This window comes from Halomonas flagellata, from assembly GCF_022487945.1.
In the GTDB taxonomy this organism is placed as follows: Bacteria; Pseudomonadota; Gammaproteobacteria; order Pseudomonadales; family Halomonadaceae; genus Halomonas; species Halomonas flagellata.
This window is the reverse complement of sequence record NZ_JAKVPY010000004.1, coordinates 141,367-161,107: the sequence shown is the minus strand read 5'-3', so window position 1 is coordinate 161,107 and position 19,741 is coordinate 141,367. Positions and strand designations below refer to the sequence as shown.

Below are 19,741 nucleotides of genomic sequence, written 5' to 3'. Positions count from 1 at the left end.
GCAGCCAACAAGGAGATCACCATGCTGGAACGCTTGTTACGGGCCCTGCGCCGCCTGATCGGTTCACCCGCGACCGGAGCCCACCACGAGGAACCCATCCGCGCCGAGTCCGTTTCCGCCACCGATGGAGCGACCACGATGAGCAAGATAACAAGCATTGCCGATGTCCGCCGCCACTTCCGCAACAATCAGGAGCCCATCTACTTCATCTCGGCCACCAACTTCAATCTGCTGGGGATCGGCGATTGGGTGAACACCTTCCGCCATATCAACTACATCGACTGCTTCGATGGCCAGCAGCGCAACGTCTTCGTGCCCAAGGAGAAGTTCCCCCGCGACTTCGAGAGCATCGAGGACATCAACAACTACCTGCTCGAGCACAAGGAGGTCATCGACTTCATCCAGTCGAGGGCCTCCGGCGACAACGCCGGTGTGGCCACCTTCCTGATGTTCGATGAGCACACCGAGGAGGTGTGCAAGCAACTGGGGCTCAGGGTCGCCTTCCCGCCGGCGGCCTTGCGAAGCCGCATGGACAACAAGATCGAGACGGTGCGCATCGGCAACAAGGCCGGCGTGCCCAGCGTGCCCAATGTGCTGGCCCGGGTGGGCAGCTACCAGGAGCTGCGCGAGGTGAGCCGCGAGCTGGGCAGCGACCTGGTGGTGCAGACCGCCTTCGGCGACTCCGGCCACACCACCTTCTTCATCGCCAGCGAGGAGGACTACTACAAGCATGCCGAGGAGATCGAAGCCGAGCCCGAGGTCAAGATCATGAAGCGCATCAACTGCCGCGGCTCGGCCATCGAGGCCTGTGCCACCCGCTGCGGCACCGTGGTCGGCCCGTTGATGACCGAGCTGGTGGGCTTCAAGTCGCTGACCCCCTACAAGGGCGGCTGGTGCGGCAACGAGATGTTCGCCGGCGCCTTCAGCCAGGAGGTGCGCGACAAGGCCCGGGAGTACACCTTCAAGTTCGGCGAGGCGCTGCGCGAGGAGGGCTACCGCGGCTACTTCGAGCTCGACTTCCTGATCGACATGGACTCGGGCGACGTCTATCTCGGCGAACTCAACCCGCGGGTCACCGGGGCCAGCTCGCTGACCAACGTGGCGGCCTTCGCCCATTCCGACATCCCGCTGTTCCTCTTCCACCTGCTGGAGTTCTCGGAGCTGGACTTCGATCTCGACATCGAGGAGATCAACGAGCGCTGGGCGCATCCCGACAGCATCGACAGCTGGAGCCAGCTGGTGATCAAGCACACCGACGAGAGCGTCGACCTGGTGACCTCGGCGCCGCGTTCGGGGGTCTGGCGCATGAACGACGACGGCAGCGTCGGCTATGACCACTACAGCTATCACCCCCACGCCGCCGAGAACGACAAGGAGGCCTTCTTCCTGCGCATCAGCGGTACCGGCGACTTCCGCTACGAGGGGGCCGACCTGGGCATCCTGATCACCCGCGGGCGACTGATGGACGACGACTTCCAGCTCACCGAACGGGCTCGCGCCTGGATCGAGGGTATTCGCGGTCAATACGCCGGCCAGTCGCTGCAGGACCCGGTGGTGGAGGAGGTCGCCGTCAGTCATGCCGTCGGCGGCGGTAACTTCAAGATTCTCTGAGCGGGGTGCGGCCCCGCCGCCCGGGGGCGGCGGGGCGGAGAATGCCATGGACAAGACGCTGGTTTTTCGCACCGTGCACGAGGAGGCGCCGGGGGCCAAGTGGCAGTCGCTGTTCGACTACCACTGGCCGGCCTACGAGCAGTGGTACCTCAGCGAGGGGGAGCGCGAGCGGCCGGGGTATCTCGCCTGCTACAACGCCCTGCGCCGCCACATGCCGGAGCTGCTGGACACCTACAAGGCGCTCTGCGAACTGGCCGGTGGAGGCGATCTGGCCGCGCGACTGCTGAGCCTCTACCGGCCGCCCCCCTACATCACCGGCTGCTCCCAGGCGGTGCTCGCCCGGCCGGGAGCGACGGTGCTGGCGCGCAACTACGACTATCCACCGGAGCTGTGCGAGGGCAGCATCTTCTACAGCCGCTGGAACGAGCGCCGGGTGATCGCCATGTCCGACTGCCTGTGGGGCGTGCTCGACGGCATGAACGACCGGGGGCTCGCGGTATCGCTCGCCTTCGGCGGCCGCAAGGTGGTTGGCGACGGCTTCGGGGCGCCGATCATCCTGCGCTACATCCTGGAGTTCTGCGACAGCGTGCCCCAGGCCGCCGAGGTGCTGGCCCGGGTGCCCACCCACATGGCCTACAACATCACCGTGGCCGACAGCGCCGGGCGCTACGTCACGGCGATGATCGCCCCGGACCGCCGTGCCAGCATCCGGCGCGTGCCGGTGGCCACCAACCACCAGAAGAAGATCGAGTGGTATGCCCATGCCCTGGCCTCGGAGACCCTGATCCGCGAGCGCCAGCTGTCGATCCTGGTGGACGACGCGGCGACCACCGAGGAGCGGCTGGTCTCGGCCTTCTTCTCGCCGCCGCTGTTCCGCCATGACTACCAGCGCGGCCTGGGCACCGTCTACACCGCGGTCTATCGCCCCCGTACCGGTCACGCCCAGTACCACTGGCCCGGCAAGTGGCTGGACCTTTCCTTCGACGACTTTCACGAGGAGCGCCTGGCGATCCGTTACGGTTCGCGCCACCTGATCACCGGCTGAGGGCGGAGACGCCCTGGCAGGGCGTCGACCCCGGCACCATCGATATCAACACGAGAGGCAGGTGTCGTCATGCAAGAGAAAAGCTATTCGGAAACTCCCTACACGGCGCTGGGCTTCTACCACAAGATCTCCCAGCTGCGCGCCGACACCTGGAATGCCCTGAAGCGCGACCTCGGCATCCTGGTGAAACTGAGCGACGAAGGCCGGGCGAAGAACCTGATCAAGGCCATCGACGTCAAGCTGACGCGCCTGGAGATCATCGAGGACTACCACGCCTTCCCCTCCAAGGAGGACTTCCGCCATCTCTGGGCGCTGTTCGACCGCGAGGAGTACGTGCTGCTGGAGAAGGTGGTCAAGCGCCTGGTGCGGGCTCTGATCAGCGAGTCCTACCGCCGTCGCCACGTCGACCTCAGCGAGACCGACGCCGATGCCGAGGACCTGGAGACCCTCGATGCCCTGGCCCAGCTCAGGCGCGGCCATCCGGCCTCGAACAGCTCGGCCCAGCCCTACTTCGAGCTGTTGATCGTCGACAACCTCTCGGCCCAGGAGGAGGAGGTGGTCCGCGAGGCCTTCCGCAACATGCGCCGTCCCGAGGACAAGTTCGTCTATGACGTGGTCACGGTACGCAGCTTCGAGGACGCCCTGATCGCGGTGCTGGTCAACCCCAACATCCAGGCCTGCCTGATCCGCTACGAGTTTCCGTACAAGTCGAAGTACAACCTCAGCGCCCTGCGCAATTACCTCGAGGGCCTGTCGGAGAAGGAGCTGGAGACCCAGACCGAGGCCGAACGCAGCATCCTGCTGAGCAGCATGATTCACGAGCTGCGTCCCGAGATCGACCAGTTCCTGGTCACCAGCGGCGACGTCGAGGCCACGGCGAGCCGTGACATCCGCTACTTCAACCGCATCTTCTACCGCGAGACCGACTACATCGAGCAGCACCACACCATCCTGCGGGCCATCGACAGCCGCTATCGCACCCCCTTCTTCGATGCCCTGCGCGAGTACAGCAAGAAGCCCACCGGGGTCTTCCACGCCATGCCCATCTCGCGGGGCAAGTCGGTGACCCGCTCCCACTGGGCCGGGCAGATGATCGACTTCTACGGCATCAACATCTTCCTCGCCGAGACCTCGGCCACCTCCGGCGGGCTCGACTCCCTGCTGCAGCCCTACGGGCCGATCAAGAAGGCCCAGGAGTATGCCGCCCGGGCCTTCGGCGCGCGGCAGAGCTTCTTCGTCACCAACGGCACCTCGACGGCCAACAAGATCGTGGTGCAGGCGCTGGTCAAGCCGCGCGACATCGTGCTGGTCGACCGCGACTGCCACAAGTCGCACCACTACGGCATGGTGCTGGCCGGGGCCCACGTCAGCTACCTGGACTCCTACCCGCTCGACGACTTCTCGATGTACGGCGCCGTGCCGCTGCACGAGATCAAGAAGACCCTGCTGCGCTACAAGCGCTCCGGCCAGCTGCACAAGGTGAAGATGCTGCTGCTGACCAACTGCACCTTCGACGGTGTGGTCTACAACGTGCGCCGGGTGATGGAGGAGTGCCTGGCGATCAAGCCCGACCTGGTGTTCCTGTGGGATGAGGCCTGGTTCGCCTTCGCCACCTTCAACCCCACCTACCGGCCGCGTACCGCCATGCACACGGCGCGCAGCCTGCGCGACCGCTACCGCAGCGAGAGCTACCGCAAGGAGTATACGGCCTGGAAGGCCGAGTTCGACGCCCTCGACCCGGAGGATGACGCCACCTGGCTCGAGCGTCGCCTGCTGCCGGACCCCGACGAGGTGCGCATCCGCACCTATGCCACCCACTCCACCCACAAGACCCTGACCTCGCTGCGTCAGGGCTCGATGATCCACGTCTGGGACCAGGACTTCCGTCAGAAGGTCGAGGCGCCGTTCCACGAGGCCTACATGACCCATACGTCGACCTCACCCAACTACCAGATCGTGGCGTCGCTGGACGTGGGGCGGATGCAGGCGGAGATGGAGGGTTTCGAGCTGGTGCATGCCCAGGTCGAGACGGCGTTGTCGCTGCGCGAGCAACTCTATACCCAGCCGCTGCTGCAGAAGTACTTCCGGGTGCTCAAGAACAGCGACATGGTGCCCGAGGCCTACCGCGAGTCGGGGGTGGAGTCCTACTACGACCCGGTGACCGGCTGGAACCAGATGGAGGAGGCCTGGGCCCGGGACGAGTTCGTGGTCGACCCGACCCGGGTGACCATCGCCATCGGCGCGACCGGGGTCGACGGCGACACCTTCAAGAACGAGTACCTGATGAACAAGTACGGCATCCAGATCAACAAGACCTCGCGCAACACCGTGTTGTTCATGACCAACATCGGCACCTCCCGGGGGGCCATCGCCTACCTGCTCGACGTGCTGATGAAGCTGGCCAAGGAGTTCGACAGCCGCTGGGAGGACAGCAGCCGTCCCGAACGCCGGATCATCGAGAACCGGGTGCGTTCCCTGACCCAGGAACTGCCGCCGCTGCCCGACTTCAGCCGCTTCCACGACGCCTTCCGCCCCGATTCCGCCGGGGACACCCCGGAAGGGGACATCCGTCGGGCCTACTTCCTCAGCTATGACGAGGAGAACACCGAGTACCTGCGCTTCGACAACGGCGAGCTGCAGGCGCAGATGCGGGGCGGGCGTGATGCCGTCTCGGCGAGCTTCGTGATTCCCTACCCGCCGGGCTTCCCGGTGCTGGTGCCGGGGCAGGTGGTCAGCGAGGCGATCCTGGCCTTCCTGCAGGCGCTCGACGTCACCGAGATCCACGGCTATCGCCCGGAGCTCGGCCTGCTGGTGTTCACCGAGGCGGCTCTGGCCGGCTCCGCGGAGGATAGACCCCGCTCCGCTGCCCTTGTCAGCGGCCCTGCAGAAAAAACCGCCACTTCCCGGTCGAGGACAAAAAAACCTGTCGACGCCGGCGGGGTTATCGGAAAGTCCTGAGCGACGACCTCCCTTACCATGACTTCATCGCGCGGCCTGCGGGCCGCCGGTCGTTTTCGTCATCACCGGCGTTCGAACCCGTCGCCGGTGTGCAAGGGGAGGTCCCGCATGAAACTGTCCAAGACCCTGTCCAACGCACTGGTCGATCCGCGTCTGTTCCGCCAGTATGCCTATGTCGACGGCAAGTGGACCCACGGTGACGGTGGCCGCGAGGCGGCCGTGTTCGATCCGGCCACCGGCGAGGCCATCGGGCACATCCCCTGGCTGGAGGCTCACCAGATCCGCGAGGCCGTGGACGCCGCCGATGCCGCCTTCGTGCACTGGCGGGCGCTGCGTGCCGACGAGCGCTGTGAGCGCCTGCTGGCCTGGTACGATTTGCTGCAGGCCCACCGCGAGGACCTGGCCACCATCATGACCCTGGAGCAGGGCAAGCCGCTGCCGGATGCCCGCGGCGAGGTGGAGTACGGTGCCAGCTTCGTGCGCTGGTTCGCCGAGGAGGGCAAGCGTACCTTCGGCGAGACCATCCCCAGCCATATCCCCAATGCCGCCCTCGGCACCCTCAAGGAGCCGGTGGGCATCGCCGCCCTGATCACGCCCTGGAACTTCCCGCTGGCGATGATCACCCGCAAGGCCGCCGCCGCCATGGCGGCCGGCTGCCCGGTGATCGTCAAGCCGGCCGGCGAGACGCCGTTCTCGGCCCTGGCGCTGGCCGAGCTGGCCGAGCGCGCCGGTATCCCGGCCGGGGTGTTCAACGTGGTGCTGGGCGAGGCGGCCGAGGTGTCGAAGATCCTGTGTGCCGAGGAGCGCATCAAGGCACTCTCCTTCACCGGTTCCACCCGGGTCGGCCGGCTGCTGCTGGAGCAGTGTGCGGGCACCGTCAAGCGGGTGTCGCTGGAGCTGGGGGGCAATGCGCCCTTCATCGTCGGGCCGGACATGGATCCCCGGGAAGCCGCCTTTGCGGCGGTGGCGGCCAAGTTCCAGACCGCCGGTCAGGACTGCCTGGCGGCCAACCGGATCCTGGTCCACGAGTCGATCCACGACGCCTTCGTCGAGCACTTCGTCGAGCGCATGGCGGCCCTGACCGTGGGCAACGGCCTGGAGAGCGAGGTCGACCTGGGCCCGCTGATCCACCGCCAGGCGGTGGACAAGGCCGCGGCCATCGTCGACGACGCTCTCTCCCAGGGTGCCACCCTGGTGGCCGGCGACCAGGGCCAGGCCCCGGGCGAGAACTTCTTCATGCCGGTGCTGCTGACCGGTGTGACGCCGCAGATGATGGTGTGGCGCGAGGAGAACTTCGCGCCGGTGGCCGGGGTGACCGCCTACTCGGACGACGACCAGGTGATCGAGATGGCCAACGACACCGAGTATGGGCTGGCCGCCTATGTCTATACCCACGACATCCGCCGCATCTGGAAGCTGCTGCGGGCGCTGGAGTTCGGCATGGTCAGCGTCAACTCGGTGAAGATGACCGGCCCGCCCGTGCCCTTCGGCGGCGTCAAGCAGTCGGGGCTGGGGCGCGAGGGCGGCATCACCGGCATCGACGAGTATCTGGAAACCAAGTATTACTGCCTGGGCGGGCTTGGTTCTGTTTCCGGCAGCTAGCGTTATGGGCTGCCAGCGCAGCCCATCTCGCGATGCCCAAGGGCGAAACCCTGACGCTGCGCTGGCGGCTTACGCGTCGAGCCGGAACAAGGTCCCTCTTGCCGGCTCTCGATCGACATCCCTGTCGATCGCCGCGTGCCGCTACGCTCGCGCCAGCGCCCTTGGGTAGATATCGCTCGATGGACTGCCCCGGCGTCTGCAGCAGAGAGCAGCACTAAAGAATTGAACACCTCCCCGGCGGAGCCGGGGAGCCTGACAGAAGAGAGAACGTGATGAGCCAGCAGCACAAGGAATTGATCGAGCGCGACCGCAAGGTGACCTTCCACGCTTCCACCCACCTGCGCGACTTCGCCCATGGCGATGCGCCGGGCCGCGTGATCACCGGCGGCCAGGGCATCACCATCGTCGACAAGGACGGCCGCGAGTTCATCGACGGCTTCGCCGGCCTCTACTGCGTCAACATCGGCTATGGCCGCACCGAGATGGCCGAAGCCATCTACCGGCAGGCCCTGGAGCTTTCCTACTATCACACCTATGTGGGGCACTCCAACGAGCCGCAGATCGCGCTCTCCGAGAAGATTCTCGAGCTGGCAGGCCCCGGCATGTCCAAGGTCTACTACGGGATGTCCGGCAGTGATGCCAACGAGACCCAACTGAAGATCGTGCGCTACTACAACAACGTGCTTGGTCGTCCGCAGAAGAAGAAGGTCATCTCGCGCATGCGCGGCTACCACGGCTCCGGCATCGCCTCCGGCTCACTGACCGGCCTCAAGGCGTTCCACGACCACTTCGACCTGCCCATCGAGACCATCCGTCATACCGAGGCGCCGTTCTACTACCAGCGGGCGGCGGAGCTCGAAGGCATGACCGAGCGCGAGTTCTCGAAGCACTGTGCGACGAAGCTCGAGGAGATGATCCTCACGGAGGGGCCCGACACCGTGGCCGCCTTCATCGGCGAGCCGGTGCTCGGCACCGGTGGCATCGTGCCGCCGCCGGAGGGCTACTGGGCGGAGATCCAGGCGGTGCTCGCCAAGTACGACGTGCTGCTGATCGCCGACGAGGTGGTGTGCGGCTTCGGGCGTATCGGCACCGACTTCGGCAGCCACTTCTACGGCATCAAGCCCGACCTGATCACCGTGGCCAAGGGGCTGACCAGCGCCTACCAGCCGCTCTCCGGGGTGATCGTCGGCGACCGCGTGTGGAAGGTGCTCGAACAGGGCACCGGCGAGTTCGGCCCCATCGGCCACGGCTGGACCTACTCCGGTCACGCCCTGGGCTGTGCCGCCGGCCTGGCCAACCTGGCGATCATCGAGCGCGAGGGCCTGACCGCCAACGCCGCCGAGACCGGCGCCTACCTGCAGCAGCAGATGCAGGCCGCCTTCGGCGATAGCCCCATCGTCGGCCATGTGCGTGGCGTGGGCATGCTGGCCGCCCTGGAGTTCGCCGCCGACCCCGCCAGGCGTCAGGCCTTCGACCCGGCGCTCAAGGTCGGCCCGCGCATCGCTGCCGCGGCGCTGGAGGAAAACCTGATCGCCCGTGCCATGCCGCAGGGTGACATCCTCGGCTTCGCGCCGCCGCTCACCACCAGCCGCGCCGAGGTCGACGAGATCGTCGCCCGCGCCAGTCGCGCCGTGGGCAGGGTGGCCGACGAGCTGCTCCGCTCGGGCGATATCAAGGCCGCCTGAACCGGCGTGGGGGCCTGTCGCCGCGGGGTGTTCCCCGCGGCGTTCTTGTATGGTGAAGAGTATCCGGATGGTGATCGGGAGACCTTTCGATGGCTGAGTCCAGACACGGCGTGACGCTGGCGGCGATCTACCAGGCCCGCCGGCGGATCGCCGGCGAGGTGGTGCGCACGCCGCTGGTCCGCTCGGCGGCGCTGTCGGCGCGCTTCGATGCCGAGGTGTTGCTCAAGCTGGAGACCTGCCAACCGACCGGCGCCTTCAAGCTGCGTGGCGCCACCAATATGATCATGGCGTTGATCGAACGGCATGGTCGGGAGTCGCTCTCGGCCGGGGTGACCACCGCTTCCACCGGCAACCACGGCCGGGCGGTGGCCCATGCCGCCGCGCGCCTCGGCGTGCCGGCGGTGATCTGCCTCTCGCGGCTGGTGCCGGAGAACAAGGTTCGGGCCATCGAGGCGCTGGGCGCCGAGGTGCGGCGTGTCGGCCAGAGCCAGGACGAGGCCTTCGGCGAGGTCGAGCGACTGGTGCGCGAGCAGCGCATGACGCTGATTCCGCCCTTCGACGATCCGCTGATTGCCGCGGGCCAGGGCACTATCGGCCTGGAGCTGGTGGAGGATGCGCCCGAGCTGGACCGGGTCATCGTCGGGCTCTCCGGCGGCGGCCTGCTGGGTGGCATCGGTGCGGCGGTGAAGACGATCCGCTCGGCGACACGCATCACCGGGGTGAGCCTGTCGGCGGGAGCGGCCATGTGGGAGAGTCTCCGGGCCGGTCGTCCCATCGAGGTGGCGGAGGTCGAGAGTCTCGGTGATTCGCTGGGCGGCGGGATCGGGCTCGACAATCGTTGTACCTTCGCCCTGGTGCGCGAGGTGATGGACGACCACCTGCAGGTCTCGGAAGGCGCCATCGCCCAGGCCATGGTCGACATCCTCGAGCACGAGAAGCTGCTGGTGGAGGGCGCCGCGGCGGTGGGCCTCGCCGCCCTGGCCGAGCATGGCCTGGACGTGCGCGGCCAGCGCGTAGCGCTCATCCTCTCCGGCAACGGCGTCTCGCTCGAGACACTCGACCGGGCCCGCGCGCTGGCGGGACGATAAGCTACGGGCTACGGGCTACGGGCTACGGGCTACGGGCTACGGGCTACGGGCTACGCGGGCTACGGGCTACGGGCTTTGTTCTTCCTTCTTCCGTCTTCCGTCTGGAGATTTTCATGCAACTCTATCACCACGATGCCATTGCCGCGGCCGTGCATATCGATCGCGACGCCCTGGCGGCCGTGGAGGCGGGGTTCGCCGCCCTGGGCCGCGGCGAGGTCGTCCAGCCGCCGATCCTCTCCATGGCCATCGAGGAGTCCAACGGCGAGGTCGACGTCAAGACCGCCCATATCCGCGGCGCCGAGCGCTTCGCCATCAAGGTCAGCCCGGGCTTCTTCGACAACCCGAAGCTGGGGTTGCCGAGCCTCAACGGCCTGATGATGGTGTTCTCGGCGAAGACCGGCCTGGTGGACGCCGTGCTCTTCGACGCGGGCTATCTCACCCTGGTGCGCACCGCGCTCGCCGGCGCCATCGCCGCCAGGCATCTTGCCCGGGCGAACAGTCGCCGGGTGGCGGTGCTGGGGGCCGGCGAGCAGGCCGAGCGCCAGGTCGAGGCGCTGCGCCTGGTGCGCGACATCGACACCGTCGACGTCTGGGCCCGCCGTCGTGAGGCCGCCGAGGCCTATGCCGAGACGATGCGAGGCCGGGGGCTCGCGGTGAACATCCACGACAGCGTTCATGCGGCCTGCGAGCGGGCCGACATCATCGTCACCACCACGCCGTCGCGGGAGCCGATCCTGTGGGCTCAGGACCTGCCCGAGGGCGTGCACGTCACCGCCATGGGCTCGGACAGCCCCGAGAAGCGTGAACTCGACGAGTCGGTGCTGACCCGCGCCGATGCCTTCGTCTGCGACACCCGTGCCCAGAGCGAGAGCAACGGCGAACTCAAGGCACTGGGGGGCAGGGAGGCCCCCTTCAAGGTGCACGAGCTGGGCCGTGTGATCGCCGAGGGCCAGCGGCTGCGCCTGTCGGACGCCACCATCACGGTGTGCGACCTGACCGGTACCGGGGTACAGGACACGGCGATTGCCGACTTTGCCCTGTCGCGCCTGGTGGGCGACTAAGGAAGGTGCCCGGAGCCTGAACGACGGCTCAGGCTCATGCGGTGCTCGGAATCTGGCAGGTCATGGGGCTTCTTCAGGCACTCCTTGCGGAATGTTCGGCCGATTCACGCTGCCAGTGCCGCAGCGTAGAGGGGTGGACGCCAAACTCCTCGGGTAGGCCGATGCCAAGGCTTTCCGCCAACAGACCGATGATCGCCATGTGATGAATGGTGTGACTGGTCAGGAAGGCCAGTTCACGTCCCAGGCTGGAACCAAGATCCAGAGTGGATCCGCCGGCAGGGTATGCCAGCTGGAGGGCGTCATGGACAGGCTCTCGCTTTAGCCCTTGCAGCCTGCTCTCGATCCAGGCCAGACGCTGGGCGGCACGAAGCGGCGATTGTTCGAGAGACGTATCGCGCTGGCGATGCTCGCTTGAACTGGGCAGGGTCGGGCATGCCGGTGAACCACCCGGCATCCCAGTGATCGGCGTCACCCTGCTGCCAGCCCAGCGGATCGAGCGCTTCCCGAAAGAACCGATCCTGCTCGGCGGCGCGCTTACCGCCCAACCAGTAGCGGCGCGAAAGGATCTTCTGGTCTGACATTCCCGAAACCTCCTGACCAAGCGGCTATCGTGTTACCTGTGGAGGCCTTGGTCGCGATGCGGCGAGGGTCCTTACAGCCCATTAGCCGCTGTTGCTGGGGCTTCTGCCAGATCTGGTCGTGGGCCGCATCGGCGCTGTCAAGGATGCAGGTAACCGGTCAGTCAGACAGGGGGCGCGGCCTGACCGTTGTGCACCAAATTTGACAATACCCATCGCCTCACTACATTAGGGCATAAGGTACCGAGAACACTGTTCGGACGCTGCAAAGGAGAAAACGACGCATCACTGTCAATGGGGGCATGCTTGCCGGCCTGTCGACCAGGCTCGCGGCTTTTCAAGATTGGTGGGAGTTCGTCGTTGATGCTGTTGTCGGCGGGACCGATCACTACACACGCCAGGGGAATAATGAAAGAGACAATAAAGCACGGTTTTTTCTGTAAGTCTGAGGATGTTATGACGACTCGCCTCATCAGGCACGTTTCACTGACGTGTCTGGTGAGGCGCATGCCTCGATGAAAGGGGGCATGCCTCGATGAGAGATCGTGCGCCTTTAACAACCATAAGCGCGTCTTTGACAACCATAAGGTAGGGAGAAGGAAAATCGTCATGGGAACTCACAAGGGGAAAATCGTCATGGGAACTCACCATAGGAAAAAAATCTTTCCACTGTGGGGCGGTGCGCTGGGTCTCAGTGGAGCGCTGTTGCTGGCGCCACCCGCCCTGGCGCAAGACCGGGACGCTACGTTGGAGGCCTTGAGAACACAGATGGAGGCCATGCAGCGCCAGATCGAACGCCTTGAAAGCGAGCAGCAACGCGCGACCGCCGAGGCGCGCGAACGCGAAAGGGTCCCCGACAATGTGGTCACAGGCGGCGACACACCGGGAAGCTTCATGATTCCTGGCACCAATACCTCTTTCCAGATAGGCGGATACGCGAAGTTCGATGCCATCTACGACCTGGACCAGGATCTCGGCGATACCCTGTTTGTCGATGCTATCGATGCCACCGATGACGACAGCGACACCTCGTTCAAAGCCCATGCCCGCCAGTCGCGGCTCTATATCAAGAGCTCCACGCCGACGATGCTGGGGGATGCCACCACCCATTTCGAGGGTGACTTCTTCGGCACTCGCGGAACCGAAACCTTTACCAACGGCAGCAGCTTCCGGCTGCGCCATGCCTATGGCGAGGTGGCGGGCCTCCTGGCCGGCCAGACCTGGTCGAATTTCATGCATTTCTCGGCCTATCCCACCACCGTCGATTTCGATGGCCCGGTGGGGGTGAGCTTCATTCGCCAGGCCCAACTGCGCTACACCCTGCCGGCTGGCCCCGGCGACCTGTCTTTCTCCTTGGAAAACCCCGAGGGTACCGGGTTCGACGGCTCGCGGGACACGGCCCCCGACCTGGTCGCGCGTTACCACTGGATCGGCGAGCGGGCCGCGGTCGAAACCGCCGCGGTGGGGCGGCGCCTGAAAACCGATGATCCTGCTGCCTCCGGCGATGATTCCGCCATCGGCTATGGCGTGATGCTGGCGGGTAACCTCGACGTGACCGACAGCACCAGGCTGATGGCCGGGGCCATCTATGGGGACGGTGTCGGCCGCTATATCTACACCGCTAACGGTAGTGAAGACAGCGGTATCGGTGCGGCCGTTATCGATGCCAATGGTGATCTGGACACCATCGAGGCCTATGGCTTCAACGTGGCCGCGACGCAGCAGTGGACCGACAAGTTCAGTTCCGTCCTCTCCTTTGGTCAGGTGCGGGGGGATCGCTCTAGGGACCAGTCCCCGGAAGCGAATCGCACCCTGCAGAGCATCCACTTCGGCCATTTCTACCAGTTGACCGATCCGGTAACGCTGATGTTCGAGGTATCACGGGCCTACAAGGAGCTGGAGAACCGTGACTCCGAGGACAATACGCGCCTGCAGTTCGCGGCCCAATACAATTTCTGAAACTTCATTTCTGAAAAACCAGTGTCAAAAAGGCGCCGCTTGAACGAGTGGCGCCTTTTCTCTCCTGTACCAGTATCGTATGCAGTGACCTCGGCCTTGTCCGCTGCCATTACCCGCCATGGGGAAGGCCAATCGGTGCCGCTGCACCGGATGCCTTCGTACTTGCCATGACGTAGTGCGTCGACGCATCCCTGCAGCTGGGTCAATAGTGGCTTCCGGTCGATCAGCGGCGTGGTGGCGGTGATGCCGTCATCGAACGGGCTCTCCCGGCGCTGATGGGCGATATGCGAGGCCTCTCCATCGCGATCCTTGGAAGCCGATGCTCCCCTTGGGGAAGGCGTCCCGCTTATCAGCTACCCACCCCTATCTGTCAACGTAGTTGTCACGAGAACAGCAGATCCCCGTAGCTCCAGATAAGGGTTCCCATGACGATTGCCAGGTAGCAGGCGTAAGGGATGGAGCGCCAGAAACGCGTGATCAGACGAGCCAACATCTGTGATCTTTCCAAAGGCCTTGCCTTTCCCGGATCGAGGCATTCCGGATCGACACAGTGCATCACTTGAGTGCGGTGATACTCCACCCCGATCGAGAACAGGATCATCAGGGCACCGGAACGCTGAAACCAGTGACCTTCCCCGGTCACGAAGCTGGCGTAGGCGGAAATCAGCACCGGGACGATGGCCAGCAGCATCAGCGTCGCTTCGACGACATAGTCCCGAGGGGCAGGTTTCTGCGAAGCTTGTAGGGATTCAGTTTGTGACATCTCGATCACCTCACCACGCTGCACCTGCTTACCCAGCCATTGCACCATCATTCTCATGGTGTCTCTGTCGGCCTCCGGGAAGCATCCTTACAGCCCATTCGCGACCGGCGTCCACTGATTTATGGAACGATCGGTTCTGAATTGTCCGCATGACACGAGGACGCCCCATCGCATTCAATACCGATCAGGCCGTGAGTTCTGTCAGGCAGGTCTTCTGGTGTTCCTTGAGGCCCTGCACCGCTACCGTGGCAATCTGATCGGCCGGCTTCACCGGCAACTCGAGGCCTCGGCCTCGGCGATGGCCTTCGTGGAAGGGCTGTTTCGCAACGCGGCCGGGGCTGCCGGCAGCGAACGTGCCGCGATCGGGTGCCTGATCTTCATTCATCGATGGCTTGCGGGGCTGGATGCTCGTTTTATTTTCCCTTCTGCTCATTTCACGTCGACCGGTCGCCATTTCTCGATGCGATTGTTCTGGAAGTCGGCGACGAATACCGTGCCGTCCGGTGCGACATCCAGGGCGATGGCGTGATGGAGCTGTCCCGGGCCGTTGCCTGTTTCGCCGAAGGTGTTGAGGAACCTTCCCTCGGCGGTGAAGACCTGGACCCGGTCATTGTAGAAGTCAGCGGATAACACTCGCCCCTCCGGCCCTGTGGCGATGCCCGTCACGGTGGTGAGCCAGCCGTTGAACGGGCCATAGAGGCCGATGGCGAAGGGGCCACCCCACTTGCGCAGGAATTCGCCATCGGCGTCGAACACCTGCACGCGGTTACCGTAGCCGTCCGCCACGTAGAGCGTTTCGTCGGTGGCGAGCGCGACATCGGTAGGGTAGGTGAACTCGCCGGCTCCTCGCCCGGTCTCGCCGGTCGTGCCCCATTGGCGAATGAACTCACCATTCGCGCCTAGCTGCTGCACGCGCTGATTGTAGAAGTCGGCCACGAACAGGTCGCCGCTCGCGGCAACGGCGACGCCTCCCGGGGCATCGAATTCGCCGGGTCCCTCCCCGGGGCCACCAATGATATCCAGGGGCTCGCCAGCCAGGCTGAAGACCTGAATGCGGTCGTTCATGTACTCGGGCACATAGAGCTTTTCCTCATGGATCGTCAGGTTCATCGGTCGCCCGAGTTCGCCGGGGGCATCGCCGGGGGTGCCGAATTCGCGTTTGAATTGCCCTTCGTGATCAAAGACCTGGATCCGTCCATTGCGCGCATCGGCGACAAACACTTCATCCGCGGTGACGGCAACGCCGGTCGGGTCGTCGAATTGCCCCGGCTCCTTGCCCTGGCTCCCCCAGGCGCCGACGAACTCATGGCCCGGGCCTTTCTCTCGGGGCACGAAGGCAGCATAGGAGGCCATGGCAGCAACCGCCACCAGGCCTGTGACGATCGCCCCGACCTTGAGAAATCGCTTTGCTTGCATGGAAAACCCTCAGGAAACACTGAATAAATGCCTGCGCGACTCAATCACTGCGTTGCGCGGTGCGCGGAATCCTCACATATACCCCATATGCTCCGGTTCCTGTGCTCCGTGCGCCTTGTGCTTGATGCCGCTCGTCGATTTCTTCAGCGTTTCCCTAAAAGTTAATACGGAAACCAATCCGGGTGGTGAAATCATCTTCCAGCGCCGTGCCATTCAAGTCTTGGGCGGCAGGCAACTGGACGATGCCCTCGATGATCCAGCGGCGGGTCACATACTGCAGGCCCGGTGAAAGGAAAAGCTGGGTTCCCCCTGAGTTTGCATCCCGCACGCCGTTCATCTCATTCTTTCCGCGGTGGAGCAGGTTCGCTTCCAGCACCCCGTACAAGAAGCCGGGCACACCGCTACCCAATTTCCGTGGCCAGAGCCGGTACTGGAAGGAGCCGTCGAGATGCGCCACATCACCGAACTCGAAACCGTTTGCCTCGGTGTTGGCCTGAAAGGCGAATTGCGCATCGAGCTGATAGGCGAGCGTCTGGTAGGTCAGGACCACGCCACCCAACGGGTCCCAGGAGCCGGAGCCGGACTGCAGCGGCTGCGGCAGCCGGCCGAAACGATCGCGCTCATCGTCGTCGCCGGTCGGCGTTTCCACGCCGAGAAACGGCGCTACGCGGAAGGTGCGGCCCGGCGCGTCGTCCTTAAACGCCGTGTAGCGTGCAAACAGGCGCGCATCGCCGAGCCCACGGCTGCTTCGCTCGATGCGCTGCCCGCCGGGTCCATCGAGATCGAGCTCCTTGTCGAGATAGGGAAGGGCGCCGAACAGGGCGAGATCACGGGTCAGGCCGTAACCGAGCACCGTGATGGCACCGACGACCCTCAGGTCCCGGCGGGCAGGGCTGGGGTCGTCATCGGCCTTGCGGTACAAGAACTGCTCGCGTAACACGAGGTTGCCTTCCGCGACGGGTAGCGCCGTGTTGAAGGTCTGGGGAGCCGCCTGAGCCATACCGGACGCCACCATCGCCACCACGGCCAATAGTCGAGCTCCGGCGGTTGTCTTGCGCCGACAGTGCGTCATGAATCATGCCCCCTCGTCATTGATCATGGGTCGTCGCTGGGGCGTCGAGTGGTTCGAAGCTGCCCAGCGTGAACCCGGCCCGATCGACGGCCTGTTCGGCGCGCGACTCGTCGAGCGTGTGCCCGTCGTCCATGGTGACGATCACCCTGCCGGCCTGGATGTCCGTTTCGATCGTCTGTACCCCTTCGATCTTGCCAAGCTGCTTCTCGATGCCATAGGCGCAGAAAGGACAGGCGAGTCCGTCGACCTCGATCTGATAACTGGGTCCGGCAGCAAGGACCGCTGTCGAGATGACAGCGGCAACCAGTGCCAGCAATAAGGCGTGAATCCTGGATGTCATGATGGCCTACCTCGTTGAGCGGTGCGTTGTTCTGCCCAACCCCCACGAGGGGTTCCTGGGCGGATGTCTGGGCCCATGGCTTCACGACGCCTTCGCGCGCACGCTGGCCACGGCATCGAACAGCAGCGATGGCCGCTGCCATAGCGAATTGATGAAGATGGTGGTCACGCTGGCGGCCATGGCCACCATGGCCCACACCGGGTAGATCAGGCCGGTGGACGCCAGCGGGATGCCGATGCCGTTGAACAGGAAGGCCAGCGAGACGTTCTGCCGCATCTTGCGATACCCCCAGCGACTGATCCGCCAGGCGGTCACCACGCTGCCCACCCGGGCGTTGAGGATGATGATGTCGGCGGCGTCGATGGCGATGTCGGTGCCGCTGCCCATGGCGATGCCCACGTCCGCCTGCATCAGCGCCGGGGCGTCATTGATCCCGTCACCGACCATGGCGACCCGTGCCTGCCGCTGGAGCTCCCGCAGCAGGTCGGCCTTCTGTTCCGGCAGTACGCCGGCGTGGACGGTTTCGATGCCCACCAGTTCGGCAATATGGCGGGCGGTGCGCGCGTTGTCGCCGGTCACCAGCGCGGTGTCAATGCCCAGTGAATGGAGCCGTTGCACGGTCTCCGCGGCGTCGGCCCGCAGGCCGTCGCCCAGGGCGATGGCCCCCAGCAGTCGTTCGCCACGAGCGACGACGATGACCGTCTGGCCCTGGCGCTCGGCAATCTCGATGCCATCGTTCACCGGTGCCAGGTCAATGCCCTGTTCGACGAGAAAGGTCGGGCTGCCGACCCACACCGGTTCGTCGTCCACCCGGGCGGTGACGCCGCGGCCGGAGTGCGCCTGGAACTCGGCTACGTCGGGTATCGCCAGGTCCCGTGACAGGGCCGCTTCGACCACGGCACGCCCCAGGGGATGTTCCGAGGCGGACTCGACCGCGGCAGCCAGCGACAGCAGCGTGCCTTCGTCGCCATCGACACTGGTGACATCGCGTACCGCGGGGCGTCCCTCGGTGAGGGTGCCGGTCTTGTCGAACACCACGGTGGTGACGCGCCGCAGGGCCTGAAAGGACTCGCCGGTGCGCATCAGCACCCCCTGGTCGGCCGCTTCGCCGGCGCCCCGCACGATGGAGAGCGGGGCGGAGATGCCCACGGCGCAGGGATAGCCCATTACCAGCACGGTCAGGGCGGCGAACACGGCCCGTTCCAGGTCGGACGCGGCTCCCCAGAGCAGCGGCGCACTCATCCAGAACACGAAGGCCAGTGCAGAGACGATCAGCACCGTGGGGGTATAGACCCGCAGCACCCGGTCCACCAGGTGCAGCAGGCCAGGCTTGAGCGCCCGTGCATCTTCCAGGCTGCGTACCACCTGCTGCAGGAAGCTCGCCTCGCCGGTAGCCGTCACCCTCACCACCAGCGTGCCGGTGCCATTGATGGCGCCGCCGACCACCGAGTCGCCCACTCCCTTCTCGATCGGCAGGGGTTCGCCGGTGACCAGGGACTGATCCACGGCCGAGACACCAGCGATGACCTCGCCGTCCACCGGGATGCGCTCACCGGGGCGGATACGCACCCGCAAGCCGGTTTCCACCTGTTCTACGGGCAGATCCCGTTCGCCGCCTTCTTCAATGACATGGGCGGTCTCCGGCTGCAGGTCCAGCAGGCGGCGCACCGACTGGGAGCTGCGGGTCTTGACGATCAGCGAGAGCCACTCGGAGAAGAGATGATAGGTCAGCACCATGACCGAAACGGCGAAGAAGGCGGCGGTGGGGTAGCCGTCGGGACGCACTGCCAGGCCGATGCCGCCGCCGACCAGTCCTGCAAAGGCCCCGATCTCCACCAGCACATGCTGGTTGAGAATGCCCCGCCGCAGGGCCTGATAGGCCATGACCAGCATCTGCCGGGCGATACCGAACACCATTGACACAGCCAGGACCGCCACCAGGATCGCCTCCTGGCCCGCCAGCATGCTCCCGGCGCGCAGCCCGAACAGGGCCAGGCCACCCAGGGCCAACAGGGCGCTACCGCCCAGGGCGGCTCCGGTGCCCTGGCCGCGAAGGACGGCATAGCCGAAGATCACCAGGCTGACGTAGACCAGGGTGGAGAGCCCCAGGGTCCAGGGCGATGTGGGATCGACGATCAGGCCCACCGCCGCCAGGCTGGCGGCCAGCGCCACCAGGAAGCGGTTGCGCTCGCGAGCCAGGTCGCGCTCCTGGCGCTCGTAGGGCTCGACCTTGCGGGGATCGCTGAGACGATAGCCAATGCCCTGCAGGGTGCCCATGAGCGCCTCGGCACTGGTCTCGCGGGCGTTGTATTCCACCAGGGCCTGTTCTTGGGTGAGGCTGACCGCCACTCGGCGTACCCCCGGCTTCTGTTCCAGGGCGCGCTCGATGGTGCCGGTGCACAGCGAGCAGTGCAACCCGCCGATGTGGGCCCGTACCCGTCGGATATCCGGCTCTTCGGTCGGCTCCAGGCTCCATGGCTGGAGGCAGTCTTCCGGTGTCGCTGTGGTTGCCGTATGCATGGTCGTCCCCTCATCTGATGAGGTCATGCTCCAAGGGTAGGGC

The 19,741-nt window shown here is 65.4% G+C and carries 15 protein-coding genes; 8 read left to right on the top strand and 7 right to left on the bottom strand.

What is annotated here, in order from left to right:
• Positions 1–21 precede the first annotated feature (21 nt).
• The 7 genes from MKP05_RS04685 (at position 22) to MKP05_RS04655 (ending at position 11,050) form a co-directional block, all read left to right on the top strand.
• Positions 22–1,611 (top strand): biotin carboxylase, encoded by a 1,590-nt coding sequence (locus tag MKP05_RS04685; protein WP_240567258.1) that lies wholly within the window; start codon positions 22–24, stop codon positions 1,609–1,611.
• Positions 1,612–1,657: 46 nt separating this feature from the next.
• Positions 1,658–2,656, top strand: a complete 999-nt coding sequence (locus tag MKP05_RS04680; RefSeq protein ID WP_240567257.1) for a C45 family autoproteolytic acyltransferase/hydrolase — start codon at positions 1,658–1,660, stop codon at positions 2,654–2,656.
• A 69-nt stretch (positions 2,657–2,725) separates the two neighbouring features.
• Positions 2,726–5,614 carry an aminotransferase class I/II-fold pyridoxal phosphate-dependent enzyme gene (locus MKP05_RS04675; RefSeq protein WP_240567256.1) on the top strand — a complete coding sequence of 963 codons (2,889 nt, stop codon included), beginning with the start codon at positions 2,726–2,728 and terminating at the stop codon, positions 5,612–5,614.
• Positions 5,615–5,722: 108 nt separating this feature from the next.
• On the top strand, positions 5,723–7,216 hold the full coding sequence (locus MKP05_RS04670) for an NAD-dependent succinate-semialdehyde dehydrogenase (RefSeq protein WP_240567255.1): 1,494 nt from the start codon (positions 5,723–5,725) through the stop codon (positions 7,214–7,216).
• Positions 7,217–7,488: 272 nt separating this feature from the next.
• Positions 7,489–8,901, top strand: a complete 1,413-nt coding sequence (locus MKP05_RS04665; protein ID WP_240567254.1) for an aminotransferase — start codon at positions 7,489–7,491, stop codon at positions 8,899–8,901.
• An 89-nt stretch (positions 8,902–8,990) separates the two neighbouring features.
• Complete coding sequence (eutB, locus tag MKP05_RS04660) at positions 8,991–9,989, top strand: hydroxyectoine utilization dehydratase EutB (RefSeq protein WP_240567253.1); 999 nt, start codon at positions 8,991–8,993, stop codon at positions 9,987–9,989.
• Between the two features lie 113 nt (positions 9,990–10,102).
• Complete coding sequence (locus tag MKP05_RS04655; protein WP_240567252.1) at positions 10,103–11,050, top strand: cyclodeaminase; 948 nt, start codon at positions 10,103–10,105, stop codon at positions 11,048–11,050.
• Between the two features lie 73 nt (positions 11,051–11,123).
• Here MKP05_RS04655 and MKP05_RS04650 read toward each other — a convergent pair whose 3' ends face one another.
• The gene (locus MKP05_RS04650; protein WP_240567251.1) at positions 11,124–11,522 is read right to left on the bottom strand and encodes a hypothetical protein; all 399 of its coding nucleotides are present in this window, start codon (positions 11,520–11,522) and stop codon (positions 11,124–11,126) included.
• A 715-nt stretch (positions 11,523–12,237) separates the two neighbouring features.
• Here MKP05_RS04650 and MKP05_RS04645 point away from each other — a divergent pair.
• Positions 12,238–13,587, top strand: coding sequence for a DcaP family trimeric outer membrane transporter (locus MKP05_RS04645; protein ID WP_240567250.1), 1,350 nt, complete (start codon positions 12,238–12,240; stop codon positions 13,585–13,587).
• Between the two features lie 382 nt (positions 13,588–13,969).
• On the opposite strand, the gene MKP05_RS04640 is transcribed toward MKP05_RS04645, so the two are convergent.
• The 6 genes from MKP05_RS04640 to MKP05_RS04615 all read right to left on the bottom strand — a co-directional run bounded on the left by MKP05_RS04640 (position 13,970) and on the right by MKP05_RS04615 (position 19,698).
• Positions 13,970–14,407, bottom strand: a complete 438-nt coding sequence (locus tag MKP05_RS04640; protein ID WP_240567249.1) for a hypothetical protein — start codon at positions 14,405–14,407, stop codon at positions 13,970–13,972.
• 127 nt (positions 14,408–14,534) lie between these two features.
• Positions 14,535–14,735 carry a hypothetical protein gene (locus MKP05_RS04635; RefSeq protein WP_240567248.1) on the bottom strand — a complete coding sequence of 67 codons (201 nt, stop codon included), beginning with the start codon at positions 14,733–14,735 and terminating at the stop codon, positions 14,535–14,537.
• A gap of 44 nt (positions 14,736–14,779) precedes the next feature.
• A complete protein-coding gene (locus MKP05_RS04630; RefSeq protein WP_240567247.1) occupies positions 14,780–15,766 on the bottom strand; it encodes an NHL repeat-containing protein in 987 nt (328 codons plus the stop codon).
• Positions 15,767–15,920: 154 nt separating this feature from the next.
• A complete protein-coding gene (locus MKP05_RS04625; RefSeq protein WP_240567318.1) occupies positions 15,921–16,790 on the bottom strand; it encodes a transporter in 870 nt (289 codons plus the stop codon).
• Between the two features lie 64 nt (positions 16,791–16,854).
• Positions 16,855–17,178, bottom strand: a complete 324-nt coding sequence (locus tag MKP05_RS04620) for a heavy-metal-associated domain-containing protein (RefSeq protein ID WP_240567246.1) — start codon at positions 17,176–17,178, stop codon at positions 16,855–16,857.
• An 81-nt stretch (positions 17,179–17,259) separates the two neighbouring features.
• A complete protein-coding gene (locus MKP05_RS04615; RefSeq protein WP_240567245.1) occupies positions 17,260–19,698 on the bottom strand; it encodes a heavy metal translocating P-type ATPase in 2,439 nt (812 codons plus the stop codon).
• Positions 19,699–19,741: the final 43 nt, after the last annotated feature.